We start from the raw sequence: 19,460 nt of genomic DNA on the forward strand, positions 1-19,460 counted from the left end.
CGATCTCGGAGGGAAGGCCGGGAGCCGCGCGGCGGGTCCCGGCCTCGGGGAGGAGGTCAAGAGCCCGCCCCTTCCTGGATGAACGCGGCCAGTTCGGCCGGGGTGGGGTGGTCGAAGACCGCGCGGACGTTGATCGCCCGGCCCGCGAGCTCCTCCAGCGGGGCGATCAGCCGTACGGCGAGCACCGAATGTCCCCCGTTGAGGAAGAAGTTGTCGTGCTCGCCGAGCCCCGGGCGGCGCAGCGCCTCCCGCCAGAGCCGCAGCACCCCCTCGGCGAGTTCCGAGCTCGCCGGGGCACGGGAGGCGGGCGAGGAGTCGTCCTCGGGTACGGTCAGCCCCCGATAGTCGATCTTGCCGTTGGCGGTCGTCGGGAACTCGTCCGCCAGGACGATCCCCGAGGGGACCGCGTAGTCCGGCAGCCGCGTCCCCGCGTACCGCCACAGCTCCTCGCGCAGCGCGGCCCCGGTCTCACCGTCGGGCAGGTCCGTGGGCTGTACGAACGCCACCAGCCGGTCGTCGTGGACGATGACGGCCACGACCTTGACGGCGTCGTGGTGGTGCAGCACCGCCTCGATCTCGCCCAGCTCGATGCGGTGGCCGCGCAGCTTGATCTGGCGGTCGTCGCGGCCCAGCAGTTCCAGGGCCGCGTCGTGCCTGAGCCTGGCCATGTCCCCGGTCCGGTAGAAGCGCCCGTGGCGGGGGTGCTCGCCGAACCGCTCGGCGGTCAGCTCAGGCCGGTTGACGTACCCGGCGCTCACCCCGTCGCCCGCCACGCACAGCTCCCCGGGCACGCCCGGCGGGGCCTCGCGCCCGTCGGCGTCCCTGACGAAGATCCGGGTGTTGGCGAGCGGCACCCCGATCGGCACCGGGTCGGCCGGAGGGCCGAGGATCTCGGCGGCGGTGGACCAGATGGTCGTCTCGGTCGGCCCGTAGACGTTGAACAACCGGCAGCCCAGGCCCAGCAGGTCCGTGGCGAGCGCGGCCGGCATCGGCTCCCCGCCGCAGAGCACGACGCGCCCGGCCAGCTCGTCGCGCGCCTCGGGGGCGATGAGCCGCCAGGCCGTCGGGGTGGCCTGCACGACGCGTACGTCCCGCGCCGCGATGAGTTCCAGGAACCTGCGCGGCTGGAGCTGGTCGTCGTCGGAGGCGACGACCAGGGTGCCGCCGACGGTGAGCGGGAGCATCAGCTCCAGTGCCGAGATGTCGAAGGAGGTCGTGGTGGACCACAGCACCGCGTCGTCCGCGCCCGCGCCGAGCCGGTCGGCGAAGTCGAGGACGAGGTTGGCCAGGTTGCCGTGGGTGACGGCCACCCCCTTGGGCCTCCCGGTGGACCCCGAGGTGTAGATCACGTAGGCGATCGAGTCCCCGGAGACCGCCGTGGCGACCTCGGCCGGATCCAGCCGGTGCGCGGGCACGCCGTCGCGGTCCGCTTCACCTGCTCCGGGGGCCTGCGGCATGGGGAGTACGGGGACCTCCCCCGCCCAGGGAGCCTCGGAGCCGGCGACGACCAGGCGTGCCCCGCAGTCCTCCACCTGGTAGGAGAGGCGCAGCTCGGGCTGGCGCGGGTCCAGCGGCAGGTAGGCGGCCCCGGCCGCCCAGACGCCGAGCACGGCGGCGACCATCTCCGCCGAACGGCTCAGGCCGAGCGCCACGATGTCGCCGGGGCCCGCGCCGTGCGAGGCGAGGGTGTCCCTGACGACGGCCGCCCAGGCGAGCAGCTCGCCGTAGGTGACCTCCCGGTCGCCGTCCCGGATCGCCGTCCTGTCGCGAGCCTCGCCGACGGCCTCCGAGCCACCGTCGCGAACCTCACCGACGGCCTCCGAGCCACCGTCGCGAATCGCCGTGCCGCTGCCGGGCTCCTGGACGCCCCCGGCGCGGGCGGCGATCCGTTCCAGCAGCGTGGCCGGGCCCTCCCAGGTCCGCGCGGTGTCGTTGAGCCCGTCGAGCAGCTCCCGGTCGGCCGTGGAGAGGGAGTCCAGCTCCCGCTGCGGGCGCCGCGCGTCCTCGGCGGCCCGCCGCAGCAGCGCGGTCATCCGCGCGACGAACGCGGCGATCTCGGCCTCGTCGTGGACCTCCGTGCTGTGCCAGACCCTGAGCGTGAGCCTGCCGGGCTCCTGCACCGCGATGCACTGCAGGTCCAGGCGGCTGCGGTCGAACAGGTCCTCGACGTACTCGGGTACGGAGCCCAGGATGCTGACCTGGTCGTCGGTCCACGGCCGGTAGTTGAACATGTGCCGGAACAGCGGCACCCTCCAGTCCCCGGTGCCGTGCCCGCGTTCGACCAGCACCGCCTCCACCGAGGCGTCCGCGTGCTCGACCCCCTCGAAGAAGACGTCCTCGACCCGCCTGACCAGGGCGGCGAACCCCTCGTCCGGGTCGGCGCGCACCCGCATCGGCAGGGTGCTGACGCCGTAGCCGACGTGTCCGCGCATCGCGGCCGTCCTGGTGGTGACCGGCATCGCGGCCACCAGCTCGGGCCCGGCGCCGTGGGCGCGAAGGGTGAGCATGAACGCGGCGGCGAGCACGATGTTGTCGGTGGTGCGCAGGCCGGTCCGCAGCGTGTCGAGCGCCCGCCGCGTGTCCGCGTCCACCTCCCAGGAGCAGGTGTGCCCGGCGAAGGTGGGCCGGGCGGGCGACGGCCTGCTGCCGGGGAGCACCATCGCGGCCGGGTCGACGTCCGCGAGCCGGTCGAGCCAGTAGTCCAGCGACTCCCGCGACGCCTCCCCCGGCTCCAGCATGGGCGCGGTGCCGGAGAGCGCGGCGGGAAGCGGCTCCTGGCTCGTCTGCGCGTCGTAGAAGCCGCCCAGCTCCTCGACGAGGAACTGCATCGAGGTGGCGTCGATGACGATGTGGTGGGCCACCAGGCAGACCACGCTCCCGCCGCCGTCGGGCAGCGTGAGGTGCCCGGCCCGGAAGAGCAGGTCGCGGCCCAGGTCGAACGGCTCGTCCAGGAACCCCTGGAGGTCGGCGACGAGCGTCTCCTCGGTGGTCGCCCAGTTCACCAGCTTGATCTGCGCGTCCTTGGGGGCGGTGAGGTGCCGCACGGGCGTGCCGTCCACCACGGGGAACCGCAGGCGCAGGGCCGGATGCCGCTTGAGCAGGCGGTTCACCGCGATCTGCAGCGGGAGCCTGCGCAGTGGCTCGCGGGTCCTGAACGCCACCGCCAGGTTGGACACCCCGCTCGACCCGGCGAGCTGCTCCAGCACCCAGAACGAGTACGGGACGGCCCCGGGCCTGCGGAGCGGCTCGGCGGGCTCGGGCAGTCCCTCCGGGACCCGCGACGCGCTCTCCCTCTCCCGCTCCCGTTCCTGCGGCGCGGAAGACGATCGGGGGAGGCCGGGAAAGGGAACGTGTCCCCCCGGGACGGGGAGGCGCTGCAGGGGGTGGTCGGGGTCGAGGGCGACCCAGTCCACCGGGCGGCCGAGCGTCCACAGCCGGGCGAGCGCCGCGAGCAGACCGCGCCGATCGTCCCCGCAGCCGATCGTCCTCTCGCCCGCGTGCGCTCCAGCCGTCCCGATCAGGAGGGACGGCGGGTCTTCCGCGCCGCCGCTCCCCGGTCCGGTTCCCCGCCCCGGGACCGCCTCGCGGAGGCGTTCCGGTTCGTGGAACGTTTCATGCACCGGCTCGGGCACCGTGATGTCGCCCGGCACCGGCTCGGAGACCGCCAGATCGTCCGGCACCGATTCGGGCACCACGAGGTCGTCCGGCACCGGTGCGGGAACCGCCATCGCGTCGTCCGCCACCGGTTCCGGCGCCTGCCCGGCCACCCGCTCGGGTGCCTGGGCGGGCACCGCGACGGAGGCGGCCACCAGGGCGATCGCCTCGTCCAGCGCCAGCGTTCCCGAGAAGGCGGCGGCGGTGAGCTCGCCGACCCCCTCCCCCGTGCAGCCCAGGGGGGTGACACCCCAGCCGGTCAGGGTCGCCGCCAGGGAGTAGGTCACCGCGAACGTCACCGGGTCGTCGTCGCGCTCCCCGGCGAGCCAGGCGTCGTAGAGATCGACGCCGTGCCGTTCGAAACCCTCCAGGCAGACGTCCATCGCCTCGCTGAACAGTCGTTCCACCCCGTACAACGAGGCTCCCAGCCGTCCGGCGCCTCCGGCGGGGAAGACGAACCGCACGCCCGTCCCGGCCGCACCGCCGGAAAGCGGCTCGCGCCCGGACGCCGCTTCGCCGGATGAGGCCGCCGGAGTCGCGGCGAGGGCGGCGGACGCCTCCGCGGGGGTGGCGGCCACGACCGCGCCCCGTACGGGATGCGGGGTGCGGCCCCGCTGCAGGACGGCCACGACGTCGGCGAACCGGTCGGCGCCGAGGGTGGCGAAGAACCCCGCCAGGCTTCTCCGTACGGCGTCGGCCTCCTCCGCCGTGCGTCCCGACCAGGCGACGACGCGGGGCCGGGAGTCCGCAGGGAGGTGGACCGGCGGGAAGCCCTCCTTCACTTCCAACGGGTCCCGCGGGCGCGCGTTCGAGCCGCTTCCGGGCTGACGGCCACCGGGCCCGCTGCGGGCGGGTCCGGTACGGGCGGGAACGGTCCTGGTGGAGACGACGCGGGCGGGAACGGCCCCGGGCTGGGATTCGACCACCACCTCGATCACGGCGCGCACGAGGTCGCCGTCGAGGAGGGCGTCGTCCAGGCGCCTGAGCGCGATCGCGGTGCCCCGTTCCGCGACGGTGCCGAGGCTCGATCCCGAGACGGTGACCGCGAGGTCACAGAGACCCAGGGCGAGCTCCGCGCAGGCGGTCTCGGCCGAGTCGTGGACGGCGAACACGTTCGGTGGGCGCGCGGGGTCGTGCCCGGCGTTCTCCAGCGCGCCCTCGACGATCTCCGTCGGGACGGCACCGGGAGAGAGCGGGACACGGGTGCCCATGCCGATCACGGCGATCGACGCGGTGTTCGTCACCGAGGAGCCCCGCCGTCCCGGCGGATGCGGGCGCGCACGTCCCTGCGGCTGCCCCCGACGGGACGCAGGCGCGCGGGTTCGGTCCTGACGGGTTCCCGCGCGCCCTCGACGAGGCGGCTGAGCGCCCGCACGTTCGGCCGGGTGAACATCGAGGTGACCGGGATGTCGATGCCGAGCACCCCCGTGATGTCCGCGTGCAGCTCGACCAGTGCCATCGAGTTGAGCCCGGCCTCGAAGAAGTTCTCGTCGGGATCGACCGCCCGGCCCAGACGGGCCTCGATCATCTCCGCGACCGTGTCGGCGGCCGACACGCGCTGCCCCGGTGTGCCCGGTGTGCCCGGTGTGCCCGTTTGGCCGGAAGGTCGCCCCTCGGCCTCCTCGCGTCGCCGCTCCGCTCCCACCGGCCGACTGCCCTGGATCATCCGGCGCCTTTCGTTGAGTTTGTCCGATTTACCAGGCAGGCCCCATCCGGGCATGCCATGCACCGATCCTCTGACACCTATTCGGACACGACAAGAGCGTATTTTTCGGCATTTTTGAATGTTCGGCCGGGTGGGAGACCCCGGAAACGCGAACGGCCACCGCTGAAGCGGTGGCCGTACGCGATGGCGCGGATCAGCCGGGGTTGGAGACCGCCGCGCCGATGGTGTGCACGCGCAGGGCGTTGGTGGAACCCGCGGTGCCGGGAGGCGAACCGGCGACGATGACGACCTTGTCGCCCTTCTCCAGGCGGGAGTTGGCGAGCAGCGAGGCCTCCACCTGACGGACCATGTCGTCGGTGTGGTGGACGAACGGCACCTCGAAGGTCTCCACGCCCCAGGTCAGCGCGAGCTGGTTGCGGACGTGGCTGGCGGAGGTGAACGCCAGCAGCGGGATCGGCGAGCGGTAGCGGGCCAGGCGGCGGGCCGTCTCACCCGACATGGTGAACGCCACCAGCGCCTTGGCGCCGACGATGGCGCCCACCTCGGCCGCGGCGCGGGCGATGGCGCCGCCGGTGGTCTCCGGCAGCCGGTCGAGGCTGTGCGTGGCCTGCAGGGAGCTCTTCTCGGCGGTCGTGGCGATGCGGCTCATCGTCTCGACGACCTCGATGGGGTAGTTGCCGACCGAGGTCTCGCCGGAGAGCATGACCGCGTCGGCGCCGTCCATGACGGCGTAGGCGACGTCGGAGGCCTCGGCGCGGGTGGGACGCGGGGCGGTGATCATCGACTCCAGCATCTGGGTGGCGACGATGACCGGGCGGGCCTTCTCGCGGCAGAGCTCGATGGCGCGCTTCTGCACGATGGGCACCTCCTCCAGCGGCAGCTCGACCCCGAGGTCACCGCGGGCGACCATGATGCCGTCGAAGGCCTCGATGATCTCCGGGAGCCGCTCCACGGCCTGCGGCTTCTCGATCTTGGCGAGCAGCGGGAGGCGGATGCCCTCCTGCTCCATGATGTTGCGCACCACGTCGGCGTCGGAGGGACGCCTGACGAAGGAGAGGGCGACCAGGTCGAAGCCGGTGCGCAGGGCCCAGCGCAGGTCCGTCTCGTCCTTGTCGGTCAGGACGGGGGCGCTGACGTTGACGCCGGGCAGGTTGAGGCCCTTGTTGTCGGAGATCATGCCACCGATGATCACGCGGGTGGTGACGCGCTGGCCGTCGACCCGGGTCACCTCCAGCCGGACGCGGCCGTCGTCGACCAGGATGTTGTCACCGGGGTTGACGTCCTTGGGAAGCCCCAGGTAGGACGTGGAGACCTGGTCACGGTCGCCGGGGACCTCCTCAGTGGTGATCGTGAAGACGTCACCGAAGCCGAGGCGGACGGGGCCCTCACCGAATTTGCCGACCCGGATCTTGGGACCCTGGAGGTCGGCCAGCAGACCCACGCCACGCCCGAGCTCGGCGGCGGCCTCCCTCACCCTGTCGTAAACCTCCTTGTGCAGCTCGTGGCTGCCATGGCTGAGGTTGAAACGGGCCACGTCCATCCCGGCCGCGATCAGCTCGCGGAGGCGTTCGGGAGAGGAGGTGGCAGGGCCGAGAGTGCAGACGATTTTCGCGCGACGAGTCACGGATCCCACCCTAATTGGTACAGACCACTTGGTCGTGACGTTGGTCAGAGCGCCGATGAAAAAATCGGTGACACAAAGCTACCCCGGATGAACGTGAGGTTGCGAATCGCCCTTTATCTCAGACTTTGAGACCACATGTCGCAAAACGACACGACACTCGCGCCGGTGAACTTCGGGGAACCTTCGGGGCGCCGGAATCCCACCGGCCGGAATCCCACCCGCCGGGATCTCGGTATCGAGATCCCGGCGGGTGGGATCAGGGAGTGGAGACCGTGGCCTTGGCGGCGTTGGCGGCGCTGACGACACCTCGGCCGTAGAAGCCGTTGCGCGTCTTGGGACCCTCGCACTTGTGGACCTCGTCCACCACGAGGTCGATCTTGTAGGCGTACTCGCGCGGCGAGGGGCAGGCCCTCTCGGTGGCGGTGGAGTACAGCAGGCGCTGGACGTCCGCGGCGGGCAGCGCGAGACCGCCCTTGCCCGGCTTGCCGAAGCGGCTGATCAGGATGGCGGCGACGCCGGTGGCGTGCGGGGCGGCCATGGAGGTGCCGACGAGATACTGGTAGTAGGCGCAGGTGCCGCCCTCGCAGTCCCGGATGATCGAGTCGGACTTCGGCGTGCCGTCGGCGGAGATCTGCCCCTTGGCCTTGAGCGCGTTCTCCGGCGCGGCGGCGAGGATGCCCCTGGTGGTGTCGTACGTGCCGCCGCCGTCGAACTCGTCCCCGCCGGGGGCCGCCAGATCGGCCTGCTCGACCCCGTAGTCGGAGTAGTAGGCCTTGCGCCCGCTCTGGCCCACCGAGGTGACCGAGATGACGCCCTTGGACTCGGCCGGGACGTTGAGGCAGGAGTTGTCGACCTTGCGGGTGCGCTCGGCGTCCTTGGGGTAGTCGGGGCTGGTCGCGTCCTTGGTGGGCCTGCCGAGGTCGGTGGAGCCGTTGCCGATGGCGCTGATGAGGGTGACGCCGCGCTTGCGGGCGTAGTCGAGGGCGCGCTGCATGCCGGTGATGATGCCGCGCTGCTCCAGTTGCTCGGCCTTGGAGTCGGCGGGGTTGGCCCTGCAGTTGAACAGCCAGGGGTCGACGTAGAAGCTCATGTTGACCACGTCGATCCCGGCGTCGGCGGCGTAGGTGAGCGCCTCGATGCTGGGCTTGAGGAAGAACAGGCCGGAGTCCTGGCCCGCGCGCAGGTTCACCAGGGACACCTGGGGGGCGACCCCGGCGATGCCCACGCCGTTGATCGGTGAGGCGATGGTGCTGGCCACGTGGGTGCCGTGGCCGTCGTCGTCCCAGTCGGCCGGGTCCTTGCAGCTCTTGAACTCGCAGGGCCCGTCGAGGGTCTTGCCGTTGGGGTCCTTGGGCCGGTCGGTCACGAAGTTGCGGCTCAGGGCGCGGTTGAAGTTGGGGGCGATATCGGGGTGCTTGCCGTCGATACCTGTGTCGATCACGCCGACCAGCACCCGCTTGTCCCCGGGCTCGGCGGCGTAGGAGCCGTCCACGGTGGCGCCGATCATCTTCATGTCCCACTGCCGTCCGGCCAGCGGCTCGGGCGCACCGGTGGAGGCGGCGGGGGTGCCGGGGGCGCTGGGGGTGCCCGCCCGCCCGAGGGCGTCGGCGGAGGGGAAGACGAGCGGGGTCCTGGCCTGGGAGGCGGCCGCGGGAACGGCTTCGGAAACGGCCTCGGCGCCGGGCGTCCTGGCCGCCGGGACGGCTGCGGTCGCGGCACTGGTCTCGGTGATGCTCCCCGTGCCGGACGCCTTGGCCGCGGAGGCCGCGGTCGCGCTGCTGGACGCCTTAGCAGCGGAGGCTGAGGTCAAGGCGCTGGTCCCCGTGCCGGACGTCCTGGCCGCGGAGGCCGCGGTCGCGGGGGTGATCGCGGCGGCGGAGCCGATCCTGCGGTCGGAGGAGACTCCCTCGACGGCGTCGCTTCCGGCCAGGCTCTCCACGAAGCGGGAGCCGGGACCCTCGGCGAGGACGTAGCCGATCCTGGTGTCGGTCGACAGGGCGGTGCCGCCGCTCGCGGCGATCGCGTCGATCGCCCGGTCGCGGGCTCCATCGGCGTAGAAGACCAGGTACTCGCGGGTCTGGCCCGCGCCTGTCGTGGCCCCGCCGCCCAGGGCCCCCGCCGTGAGGGTCGCCGCCAGGGCGAGCACCGTCGCCGTGCCCGTCAGGCTTCTGATCCCGCGATTCATCGATCCTCCGCACCTGGCCTGACCAAGAAAGAATTATCTTTCAGGCATATGTACGACAAAGCAATCCGAACACCCGCTCTGCGCATTTTTACCTGAAGCAGCCGGTAAGACACCCGGCACGCCGCACGATTTCCGGGCGTGATGGGCGACACCGCACCCGGAGGGGCCGTGACGTGCCCGGATCCGCCATTTTCCCGCCGTTTCCCGCCGTTTCCCGCCGTGTTCCCGCAGGACCTCCCGGCCTGGCCGGGTCGGCCATGACACCCACGAGCCGGCCCCGACATGCAGGAACCGGTCCGGGTGTGCACCAATCAACCATGACACATCCTGACTGGTCATGACATATCTGCCAGCGCTCCCAAGCGGCGCATCCAAGATCGACGGCCGCTGGGACCGGGAACCGCCCGGCGTTGCGACAGGGAGGGGCAGCCGGGTCGCCGCCCGCGATCATCAGGCCCGGGTCGCGGGCGGGCACGCGTCTTCCGGAACCGGAGGAGGCCATGATCGGCGAAGCCGCCGCACACGAGCGGGTGGACCCGTCTGTAGTCGGCGCCCGGTGAATACGACTTCGAGGCCGCCGCACACGAGCGGGTGGACCTCTATCCGGTCAGCTATCCGGTCAGCGCGGACTCCACGGCGACCGGACCGGTCTCAGTCGACCTCGTACGCGCAGCCGGGAAGCGGCTCGATCGAATAGCGCGGGCGGGCGGAATGGATCATGGCGAACGACACCGTGTGGCAGCGGACGAACGGGCTCACCCCGAACAGCGTCCCCCGCTTGGAGGAGGCGTCCATCGACACGACGAGGGTCGTGGAGGTCCGCGTCAACGAGAACACGGACATCTCGGCGCAGGCATCCGCGCAGTCTCCCGTCGATCTCCGGGACCTTCGCGTCATCGTCCATCGTTCACCCCACCCGCATACCGACCGGCCGTGCCGGAAAGTGCCACGAACGCGAAATCCATCCTCGGGCCGAAGGAGTCGCCCATGCCGACGACGAGCTGCTTCGGCCTCTTCGCGAGGGTCTGGAAGGCGATGATGTCCCGGGCGATCGCCGCTGAACCACTCGTGACCGCCGGACCCGTAGCCGAGTCGCCGGAAGGAGGATGAGGTGACCCCGTCCTGAACCAGGGGTGTGACGACGAAGCGAGACGTCACACCCCGGTTCTCCCCGGCGCTGCCTTGCGGAGCTGTCTCACGCCGGGTGTCGCGTCACGATCTCGTGTCGGCGCGGCGGCACAGGTCCGTACAGGCGCTAGACCAGGGGCCGTGCCGTCGGCGGGATCGCCACCGGCAGGGCCGTCCGGCCCGTGAGGTAGCGGTCGGCGGCCGAGGCGGCCGAGCGGCCCTCGGCGATCGCCCACACGATCAGCGACTGGCCCCGGCCCACGTCCCCGGCGACGAAGACGCCGTCCACCGAGGACATGTAGCCCCTGTCCCTGGCGACGTTGCCCCTGGCGTCGAAGAACTCGCCTCCGGCGACCTCGGCGAGCTCCTCCAGCAGGCCCTTCTTCTCCGGGCCCACGAAGCCCATCGACAGCGTGACCAGCTCGGCCGGGATCTCCCGCTCCGAGCCGGGCACCGGCTTGAACCCGGCCCCGGGACCCTCCACCTCGACCAGGCGCAGCGCCCGGACGTTGCCGTCGGCGTCGCCGGCGAACTCGGTGGTGGAGACCGCGTAGACCCGGTCGCCGCCGCCGTCGGCCAGCTCCTCGTGGGCGCTCTCCATCTTGAACAGGATGGGGAACGTGGGCCACGGCTGGCTGCCGGGACGGGCCGCCGGGGGCTGGGGCATGATCTCCAGCTGGGTGACCGAGGCGGCCCCCTGCCGGATCGCGGTGCCGATGCAGTCGGCGCCGGTGTCGCCGCCGCCGATCACGACGACGTGCTTGCCCTCGGCGCTGATCGGCGAGACCGGGAAGTCGCCCTCCTGGACCTTGTTGGAGGGCGGCAGGAACTCCATCGCCTGGTAGATGCCCTTGAGGTCGCGCCCGGCGACGGGCAGGTCCCGCCACTGGGTCGCGCCCCCGGCCAGGACGATCGCGTCGAACTCCTCGCGCAGTTGCGCCGCCGTGATGTCCACGCCGACGTTGACGCCGGTACGGAACTCGGTGCCCTCGGCCCGCATCTGGTCGAGACGGCGGTCGATGTGCCGCTTCTCCATCTTGAACTCGGGGATGCCGTAGCGGAGCAGGCCGCCGATCCGGTCGGCCCGCTCGAACACGACCACGTCGTGCCCGGCCCTGGTGAGCTGCTGCGCGGCGGCCAGGCCCGCGGGCCCGGAGCCGACGACCGCGACCCTCTTGCCGGTCTTCGAGGCGGGGATCTGGGGGGTGACCCAGCCCTCCTCGAAGGCACGGTCGATGATCTCGACCTCGACCCGCTTGATCGCGACCGGGTCGGAGTTGATGCCGAGCACGCACGCCGCCTCGCACGGAGCCGGGCACAGGCGGCCGGTGAACTCCGGGAAGTTGTTGGTGGCGTGCAGGCGCTCGATGGCCTCCTGCCAGTCGTCCCGGTAGACCAGGTCGTTCCACTCGGGGATCAGGTTGCCCAGCGGGCAGCCGTTGTGGCAGAACGGGATGCCGCAGTCCATGCACCGCGCGGCCTGCTTGGTCAGCGCGGGCTTGGGGAAGTCCTCGTAGACCTCCCGCCAGTCGCGGATGCGCACGTCCACCGGGCGGCGCGCCGGCAGCTCGCGTCCGTGAGCGAGGAAACCCTTGGGGTCAGCCATCGGTCGTACCTCCCTTATCCGTGAAATCCGTGAAATCCGTGAAAAGCCTGGCAAGCCCGGAGACCCGGGAACAGCGGGGAAACATGGGCGACACGAACGGTCGTCGGCGTGGAGAAGGACATCGGCCTCACCCCTGGACCGCGGCGGTCATGACGGCCTCGTCGATGTCGCGGCCCTCCAGCCGGGCCGACTCGGCGGCCCGCAGGACCCGCTTGTAGTCCGTCGGCATGATCTTGCCGAACCGGGACGGGTCCCAGTCGGCGAGGACCGCCTTGGCGACCGTGGAGCCGGTCTCGGTCAGGTGGGCCTCGACGATCTCGCGCAGCGCCTCGGACTCGGCCTCGGCCAGCGCCTCGATCTCGACCATCTCGCGGTTGACCCGCTCGGCGTCGAGGTCGAGCAGGTAGGCGACGCCGCCCGACATGCCCGCCGCGAAGTTGCGGCCGGTCGGGCCGAGGACGACTACCTTGCCGCCGGTCATGTACTCGCAGCCGTGGTCGCCGACACCCTCGACCACCGCGGTGGCCCCGGAGTTGCGGACGCAGAACCGCTCCCCCACGACGCCGCGGATGAAGGCCTCACCGGAGGTCGCGCCGTACAGGCCGACGTTCCCGGCGATGATGTGCCCGTCCAGCGGGGCCGCGTCGTGCGGCTGGACCGAGATCCGGCCGCCGGACAGGCCCTTGCCCACGTAGTCGTTGGCGTCGCCGGTGAGCCGCAGGGTGATCCCCCTGGGCAGGAAGGCCCCGAAGGAGTTGCCCGCCGAACCGGTGAAGCGCACGTCGATGGTGTTGTCGGGCAGCCCGGCGCCGCCGTACCGCTTGGTCACCTCGTGGCCGAGCATGGTGCCGACCGTGCGGTTGACGTTGCGGATGGGCAGGTCGAGCGTGACCCTGGAGCCGCCCTTGAGCGCGCCCTCGGCGAGCTGGATCAGCGTGTTGTCCAGCGCCTTGGCCAGCCCGTGGTCCTGCTCCACCGTACGGCGGAGCGAGGCGCCCGCGGGCAGCTCGGGCTGGTGCAGGATCGGCGCCAGGTCCAGGCCCGAGGCCTTCCAGTGGTTCTCGGCCGGGGTGGTGTCCAGCAGCTCGGCGTGGCCGACGGCCTCCTCGATGCTGCGGAAGCCCAGCGCGGCGAGATACTCGCGGATCTCCTGGGCGACGAACTCGAAGAAGTTGACCACGAACTCGGGCTTGCCGGTGAACCGCTTGCGCAGCTCCGGGTTCTGGGTGGCGACGCCGACCGGACAGGTGTCCAGGTGACAGACGCGCATCATCACGCAGCCGGAGACGACCAGCGGGGCCGTGGCGAAGCCGTACTCCTCGGCGCCGAGCAGCGCGGCGATGACCACGTCGCGGCCGGTCTTGAGCTGGCCGTCCACCTGCACGACGATCCGGTCGCGCAGGCCGTTGAGCAGCAGCGTCTGCTGGGTCTCGGCCAGGCCGAGCTCCCAGGGGGAGCCCGCGTGCTTGAGCGAGGTGAGCGGGGACGCGCCGGTGCCGCCGTCGTGGCCGGAGATGAGCACGACGTCCGCGTGGGCCTTGGACACGCCCGCCGCGACCGTGCCGACCCCGACCTCGGCCACGAGCTTGACGTGCACCCGGGCGGCCGGGTTCGCGTTCTTCAGGTCGTGGATGAGCTGGGCGAGGTCCTCGATCGAGTAGATGTCGTGGTGCGGCGGCGGCGAGATGAGGCCGACGCCCGGGGTGGAGTGCCGGGTCTTCGCGATCCACGGGTAGACCTTGTGGCCGGGCAGCTGGCCGCCCTCGCCGGGCTTGGCGCCCTGGGCCATCTTGATCTGCACGTCGTCGGCGTTGACCAGGTACTCGGAGGTCACGCCGAACCGGCCGGAGGCGACCTGCTTGATCGCCGAGCGGCGGGCCGGGTCGTGCAGCCTCTCGGGGTCCTCGCCGCCCTCACCGGTGTTGGACTTGCCGCCCAGCCGGTTCATCGCGATGGCGAGCGTCTCGTGCGCCTCCATCGAGATGGAGCCGTACGACATCGCGCCGGTGGAGAAGCGCTTGACGATCTCGCCGACCGGCTCGACCTCGTCGATCGGCACCGGCTCGCGGACGCCCTCGCGCAGCTTGAACATGCCGCGCAGCGTCATCAGCTTCTCCGCCTGGGAGTCCACCAGGCCGGTGTACTCCTTGAAGATCTCGTAGCGGCGCGAGCGGGTGGCGTGCTGCAGCTTGAAGACGGTCTCGGGGTTGAACAGGTGCGGCTCGCCCTCGCGGCGCCACTGGTACTCGCCGCCGACCTCAAGGCGGCGGTGGGCGTTCTCGGCCCGGGGGTACGCGCGCAGGTGACGCTGCGCCGCCTCCTCGGCCAGGACGTCGAAGCCGACGCCGCCCAGGCGGGACGTGGTCCCGGTGAAGCAGGCGTCCACGACCTCCTGGCTCAGGCCGAGCGCCTCGAAGATCTGCGCCCCGGTGTAGGAGGCGACCGTGGACACCCCCATCTTGGACATGACCTTCAGCACGCCCTTGCCGTACGCCTTGATGAGGTTGCGCACGGCCCTGTGCCGGTCGGCCTTCAGGGCGCCGGAGTCGACCATGTCCTCGACGGTCTCGATGGCGAGGTACGGGTTGACCGCGCCCGCCCCGTAGCCGACGAGGAGCGCCATGTGGTGCGCCTCGCGCGCCTCGCCGGTCTCGACGACCAGACCGATCTTGGTGCGGGTCTTCTCGGCGATCAGGTGGTGGTGGACGGCACCGGTGAGCAGCAGCGAGGGGATCGGCGCCAGGGTCGCGGAGGAGCCCCGGTCGGACAGCACGATGATCCGCGCCCCGCCCTCGATCACCGAGGAGACCTCGGCGCGGATCTCCTGGATGCGGCGCAGCAGCGCCTCGCCGCCGCCCGCGACCTCGTACAGGCCGGAGACCACGTGCGGGTGGAAGCCCGGCAGCGCGCCCTCGTCGTTGATGTGGATGATCTTGGCGAGCTCGTCGTTGTCGAGCACCGGGTAGGGCAGCACCAGCTGGCGGCAGGAGGCCGGGCCCGGGTCGAGCAGGTTGCCCTCGGGGCCGATGGTGCTGGCCAGGGAGGTGACGAGCTCCTCGCGGATCGCGTCCAGCGGCGGGTTGGTGACCTGCGCGAACAGCTGGCTGAAGTAGTCGAACAGCAGCCGGGGCTTCTCGCTGAGCACCGCGACCGGGGTGTCGGTGCCCATCGAGCCGATCGGCTCGATGCCCGCCCTCGCCATCGGGCCCAGGATGATCCGCAGCTCCTCCTCGGTGTAGCCGAAGGTCTGCTGCCGCTTGATCAGCGTCTCGTGCGACAGGGCCTCGCGCGAGCGGGAGGGCAGCTCCTCGAAGCGGACCAGCCCGGCGTGCAGCCAGTCCGCGTACGGCAGCTCGGCGGCCAGCTCGGCCTTGATCTCGTCGTCTTCGATGATCTTGCCGAGCTCGGTGTCGATCAGGAACATCTTGCCGGGCTGCAGGCGGCCCTTGCGGACCACGTCCTCGGGGGCGATGTCCAGCACGCCCGCCTCGGAGGCGAGCACGACCAGGCCGTCGGCGGTCACCCAGAACCGGCCGGGGCGCAGGCCGTTGCGGTCGAGCACCGCGCCGACGAGGGTGCCGTCGGAGAAGGTGATCGAGGCCGGGCCGTCCCAGGCCTCCATCATCGTGGAGTGGAACTCGTAGAACGCCCGCCGCGCGGGGTCCATCTCGGTGTGGCTCTCCCACGCCTCGGGGATCATCATCAGCACCGCGTGCGGCAGGCTGCGTCCCGCGAGGTGGATGAGCTCCAGCGTCTCGTCGAAGGAGGCGGTGTCGGAACCGGCCGGGTCGCAGATCGGGAAGAGCCGCGACAGGTCGCCCGGCAGGTTCGCCGTCTTCAGCATCGCCTCGCGGGCGCGCATCCAGTTGCGGTTGCCCTTGACCGTGTTGATCTCACCGTTGTGGGCGACGTAGCGGTACGGGTGCGCCAGCGGCCACGAGGGGAAGGTGTTGGTGGAGAAACGCGAGTGGACCAGCGAGATCGCGCTCTCGTAGCGCTCGTCGCTCAGGTCGGGGAAGAACTGCTCGACCTGCAGCGGGGTGAGCATGCCCTTGTAGACGATGGTCCGGGAGCTCAGCGAGGGGAAGTAGACGTTCGCCTCGTGCTCGGCCCGCTTGCGCAGGCAGAAGGCCATCCGGTCCAGCTCCAGGCCGCTCTCGCCGTCCGGGGACGCCACGAACAGCTGGGCGAAGAACGGCATCACCGCGCGGGCGCTCGGCCCGGGGAGGTCGGGGGTGGTCGGGACGTCGCGCCAGCCGAGGACCGTGAGGCCCTCCTCGGCGGCGATCTCCTCGATCAGCCGTACGGCGGCCTCGCGGGCCTGCGCCTCGGCGGGCAGGAAGGCCATCCCGGCGGCGTAGGAACCGGCCGCGGGCAGGGGGAGGTCCGCCACCACGCGGAAGAAGGCGTCGGGGATCTGCGTCAGGATCCCGGCCCCGTCGCCGGTGTCCGGTTCGCTACCCTGGGCTCCCCGGTGGTCGAGATTGCACAGCGCGGTCAATGCCTTCGCGACGATGTCGTGGCTACGGCGACCGGCGACATCGGCGACCATGGCGACACCGCAGGCGTCGTGCTCATGTGAGGGGTGGTACAGGCCCTGGGGCTCGGGAAAGCCGAGGTGGGCAGCAGGCATTGAATCCCTCCCGTCGTCTTGCTTCTTTCGAACAAGCAAGGGACGACGTTGGCCCTGCTGCGTGGTGGGTAGAGATTACCGTACCCTGTCGGATACCTACCTACCCGGTGAGATCGCGCCGAATTAGTGCCGGTTCGCCCGGTTCGTTTAACACATTACGGTGGCGCAACATTCCAGGTCCGGGCCCTATGGTGGCCCAATGGAACCGAGCGACCCCACCGGCCCGGATGGCCCCATCGGTCTGACAAATACCAGCACTCCGGACATCTCGGGCGCGTCGGGGCGGCCTGGCGCACCCGAGGTTTCCGGGGGAACCGGGGCCGAGGCGCTCGTCGCGCGGGCGGGCGTCGACGGCAGGCGGTTGCGAAACGCGCTGGTCATCCTGGGTGGCGGCCGCTGGTGGACGCTCGCCGACCTCGTCAGGGAGACCGCGACCTCACGGCGGACCATCGAGGCGCTACTGCGCGAGGTGGACGCGGAGCTGGAGCGATCCGGCGACCGGTTCAGGCTCCCGGCCCCGCCCGCCTGGCTGGCTCCGACCTGGCAGGATCCTGCCAGGCAAGCCCTTACCGAACGGGCCCCTGCCCGGCAGCATCCTGCCAGTCAGGATCCTGCCGGACGGGCGGAGAGGGCCTCGAAACCGTCCGGACCGAGAGCGACCGGCCCCACACCGGCCGCCCCGGAAGCTGCCGACCCGGGAGTGACCGGCCCGGGAGTGACCGGCCCCACAACGGCCGCCTCAGGAACGACCGGCTCGGGAGCGACCGGCCTCACGACGCCCGGCCCGGGAGTGACCGGTTCCACACCACCCGGACCGGCGGCGACCGGCTCCGCCCCGGCCCGATCCGGGGCGAGGACCCTCGCCCCCGCGGACCCCGTGGCCCACCTGCTTCCCGATCACGCGGACCTGGTCGCGCGCATGGACGAGCTGATCGCCAAGGCGCCCCGGGGCCGCCACACGCTGGACCACGTCGCCGCGACCGGCGAGACCGTGGTCAGGCGGGCGCTGCTGCTGGACGCCCGGTTCTGGCTGGACGGCGCCAGGCTGCTGTGCGTGGGCGACCACGACCTGACCTCGCTCGCCACCGCGCTGCTGCACCCGGGCGTCGAGGTGACCGTCGTCGACGTCGACGAGCGCATCCTCGCCTACATCGCCGGGCAGGCCGACCGGCTCGGCCTGGCCGTACGGACCCGCTGGGCCGACCTGCGCCTGGGGCTGCCCGCCTCCGCGCACGCCTGGGCCGACCTGGCGATCACCGACCCCCCGTACACCCCCGAGGGCGTCGGGCTGTTCGTCGCCCGCTGCGCGGAGGGGCTGCGCGACCGCGAGCAGGGCCGGATCATGCTGGCGTACGGCGCCAGCGAGCGCACCCCCGCGCTCGCGCTCAAGGTGCAGCAGGCCCTGTCGCAGCTCAACCTCGTCAACGAGGCGATCTATCCCGGCTTCAACCGCTACTTCGGCGCCGAGGCCATCGGTTCGGCTGCCGACCTGTACGTCCTGCGGCCCACGACGAGGACCTGGCCCGCCGCGGCCGCCCGCGCCGAGGCGGCCGGCACCGCCATCTACACGCAGGGCCCGCAGTCCGTGGAGTCGGCGCCTCCCTCCGCCGCCCCGGCCACGGACCCGGGCGACGGGTTCGTCCCGGAGGTGCTGGTGGGCGACTGGCCCCGCGACGTGCTGCCCAAGGCCCCCAGGGCGCGGCTGGCGACCTGGCTGGCCAAGCCCTACGCCAGCGACCCGGCCAGGGTGGCGATCTCCGTACCCGCCGGTCTGGAGGCCGCGCTGCCCCGGCTGCTGCTCGCCACCCGCGCCGCCGAGGTCCGGGTCACGCTGGCAGCGGCCCCGAAGGACCTCCCCGCCGACCTGCTCGCCCCCGTCTACGAGCTCACCGCCGAGGGCGCGTCCGTCCGCGCCGTACGGGTGGCGCCACCCATCGGGAACGCCGGCGAGACGGGCGACGCGGCCAGGATCCTGCGTCGCGTCCTGGACAACGCGCACGGCAAGCTCGCCAACACCTGGCGCGAGGCCCTGATCAGGGTGCGGGGCGACCTGACGAAGAAACAGGCCAGGGCGATCGTCGCCGCCGTGGCCCCGTGGGCGGGCGACGTCACCGTCCTCGAACTGCCCGCCCACCGGCTGCTGGAGCTGCGGGCCGCGGTGGAGAGCTCCCTCAGCGCACCAGCCGGCGCTGGATGACCAGGCCGAGACCGTCCACCGCGACCTGCGGGTAGGTGAGATCCACCTTGCTCCCCGGCACGACGGGGGCGACCCAGCTCACCGTGACGTAGTGCCCGAGGCCACGGACCTGGGCCCAGCTGCGCGAGCCGTCGAAGCCGTCGGGCGTGCCGGGGGCGGGCCGGACGAAGCCGCCGGCCTTGAGCGCCGCCACCAGCCTGTCGGCGGCGGCGGAGTCGGCGAGGTTGAAGATCAGGAACTGGCCGGAGACCGCTCCGTCCTCGGTCTCGTAACGGGCCCGCAGCACCTGCGTGCACCCGCCGAGCGCCTCCTCCGCGCTCCCCCAGGCCGCTTCGACGCAGTCGGCGAGGGTCTCGGTGTTCCTGAGCGCGAGCCTGGTCGTGCCCGCCGACACCGAGGGGCCGGGGAACATCTCGGCGACGGTGAGCGGCTGGGGATCGAGGGCACGGGTCGCGATGGGCGCGTAGTGGGCCGTACCGGGCTCCGCGCGCAGGACGGCGGCACGCGGGGCGGGCGCGTCGCCCAGCCACAGGAAGGCTCCCAGCCCGGCGACCCCGGCCAGCACGACGATGATGATCCACTTGCGCATGAGGAAAAAGCTTACTTCGACATCCCACCGGTCCCTGAGGAACCACGATTCCCGACCGAAATCAGCGGCTCACACATCGTGGCCCCGCCCCACGGGCGGAGGTGGCCGGACACCGGCGACTCGGCGAACCCCGCCGACGAGACAGGGCTCATGGTTCGAGCCCCACCCCACAGGCGGA

Annotated in this window: 9 protein-coding genes; 1 reads left to right on the forward strand and 8 read right to left on the reverse strand. The window is 71.9% G+C overall.

Annotated features, from left to right (window positions below):
- Positions 1 to 56: 56 nt before the first annotated feature.
- The 7 genes from ACSC1Q_RS01700 to gltB form a co-directional block, all read right to left on the reverse strand.
- Positions 57 to 4,898 (reverse strand): non-ribosomal peptide synthetase, encoded by a 4,842-nt coding sequence (locus ACSC1Q_RS01700; protein WP_436756839.1) that lies wholly within the window; start codon positions 4,896 to 4,898, stop codon positions 57 to 59.
- Positions 4,895 to 5,182, reverse strand: coding sequence for an acyl carrier protein (locus ACSC1Q_RS01705; protein ID WP_436756840.1), 288 nt, complete (start codon positions 5,180 to 5,182; stop codon positions 4,895 to 4,897). Before ACSC1Q_RS01705 ends, ACSC1Q_RS01700 begins: the two co-directional genes overlap by 4 nt.
- A 331-nt stretch (positions 5,183 to 5,513) precedes the next feature.
- Complete coding sequence (pyk, locus tag ACSC1Q_RS01710; protein ID WP_436756841.1) at positions 5,514 to 6,944, reverse strand: pyruvate kinase; 1,431 nt, start codon at positions 6,942 to 6,944, stop codon at positions 5,514 to 5,516.
- A gap of 256 nt (positions 6,945 to 7,200) precedes the next feature.
- The gene (locus ACSC1Q_RS01715; protein WP_436756842.1) at positions 7,201 to 9,129 is read right to left on the reverse strand and encodes a S8 family peptidase; all 1,929 of its coding nucleotides are present in this window, start codon (positions 9,127 to 9,129) and stop codon (positions 7,201 to 7,203) included.
- Positions 9,130 to 9,780: 651 nt separating this feature from the next.
- Positions 9,781 to 9,966 (reverse strand): hypothetical protein, encoded by a 186-nt coding sequence (locus ACSC1Q_RS01720; RefSeq protein ID WP_436756843.1) that lies wholly within the window; start codon positions 9,964 to 9,966, stop codon positions 9,781 to 9,783.
- Positions 9,967 to 10,384: 418 nt separating this feature from the next.
- Positions 10,385 to 11,863 carry a glutamate synthase subunit beta gene (locus tag ACSC1Q_RS01725; RefSeq protein ID WP_436756844.1) on the reverse strand — a complete coding sequence of 493 codons (1,479 nt, stop codon included), beginning with the start codon at positions 11,861 to 11,863 and terminating at the stop codon, positions 10,385 to 10,387.
- Between the two features lie 127 nt (positions 11,864 to 11,990).
- Entirely contained in the window at positions 11,991 to 16,496 is a 4,506-nt protein-coding gene (gltB, locus tag ACSC1Q_RS01730; RefSeq protein WP_436756845.1) for a glutamate synthase large subunit, read from the reverse strand.
- A gap of 199 nt (positions 16,497 to 16,695) precedes the next feature.
- On the opposite strand from gltB, the gene ACSC1Q_RS01735 reads away from it, so the two are divergent.
- The gene (locus ACSC1Q_RS01735; protein WP_436756846.1) at positions 16,696 to 18,693 is read left to right on the forward strand and encodes a bis-aminopropyl spermidine synthase family protein; all 1,998 of its coding nucleotides are present in this window, start codon (positions 16,696 to 16,698) and stop codon (positions 18,691 to 18,693) included.
- Here the strand turns inward: ACSC1Q_RS01735 and ACSC1Q_RS01740 are convergent.
- Complete coding sequence (locus ACSC1Q_RS01740) at positions 18,668 to 19,282, reverse strand: hypothetical protein (protein WP_436756847.1); 615 nt, start codon at positions 19,280 to 19,282, stop codon at positions 18,668 to 18,670. The two genes, ACSC1Q_RS01735 and ACSC1Q_RS01740, sit on opposite strands and share 26 nt — an antisense overlap.
- Positions 19,283 to 19,460: the final 178 nt, after the last annotated feature.

The organism is Streptosporangium heterodermiicola (genome assembly GCF_051390675.1).
Lineage (GTDB): Bacteria > Actinomycetota > Actinomycetes > Streptosporangiales > Streptosporangiaceae > Streptosporangium.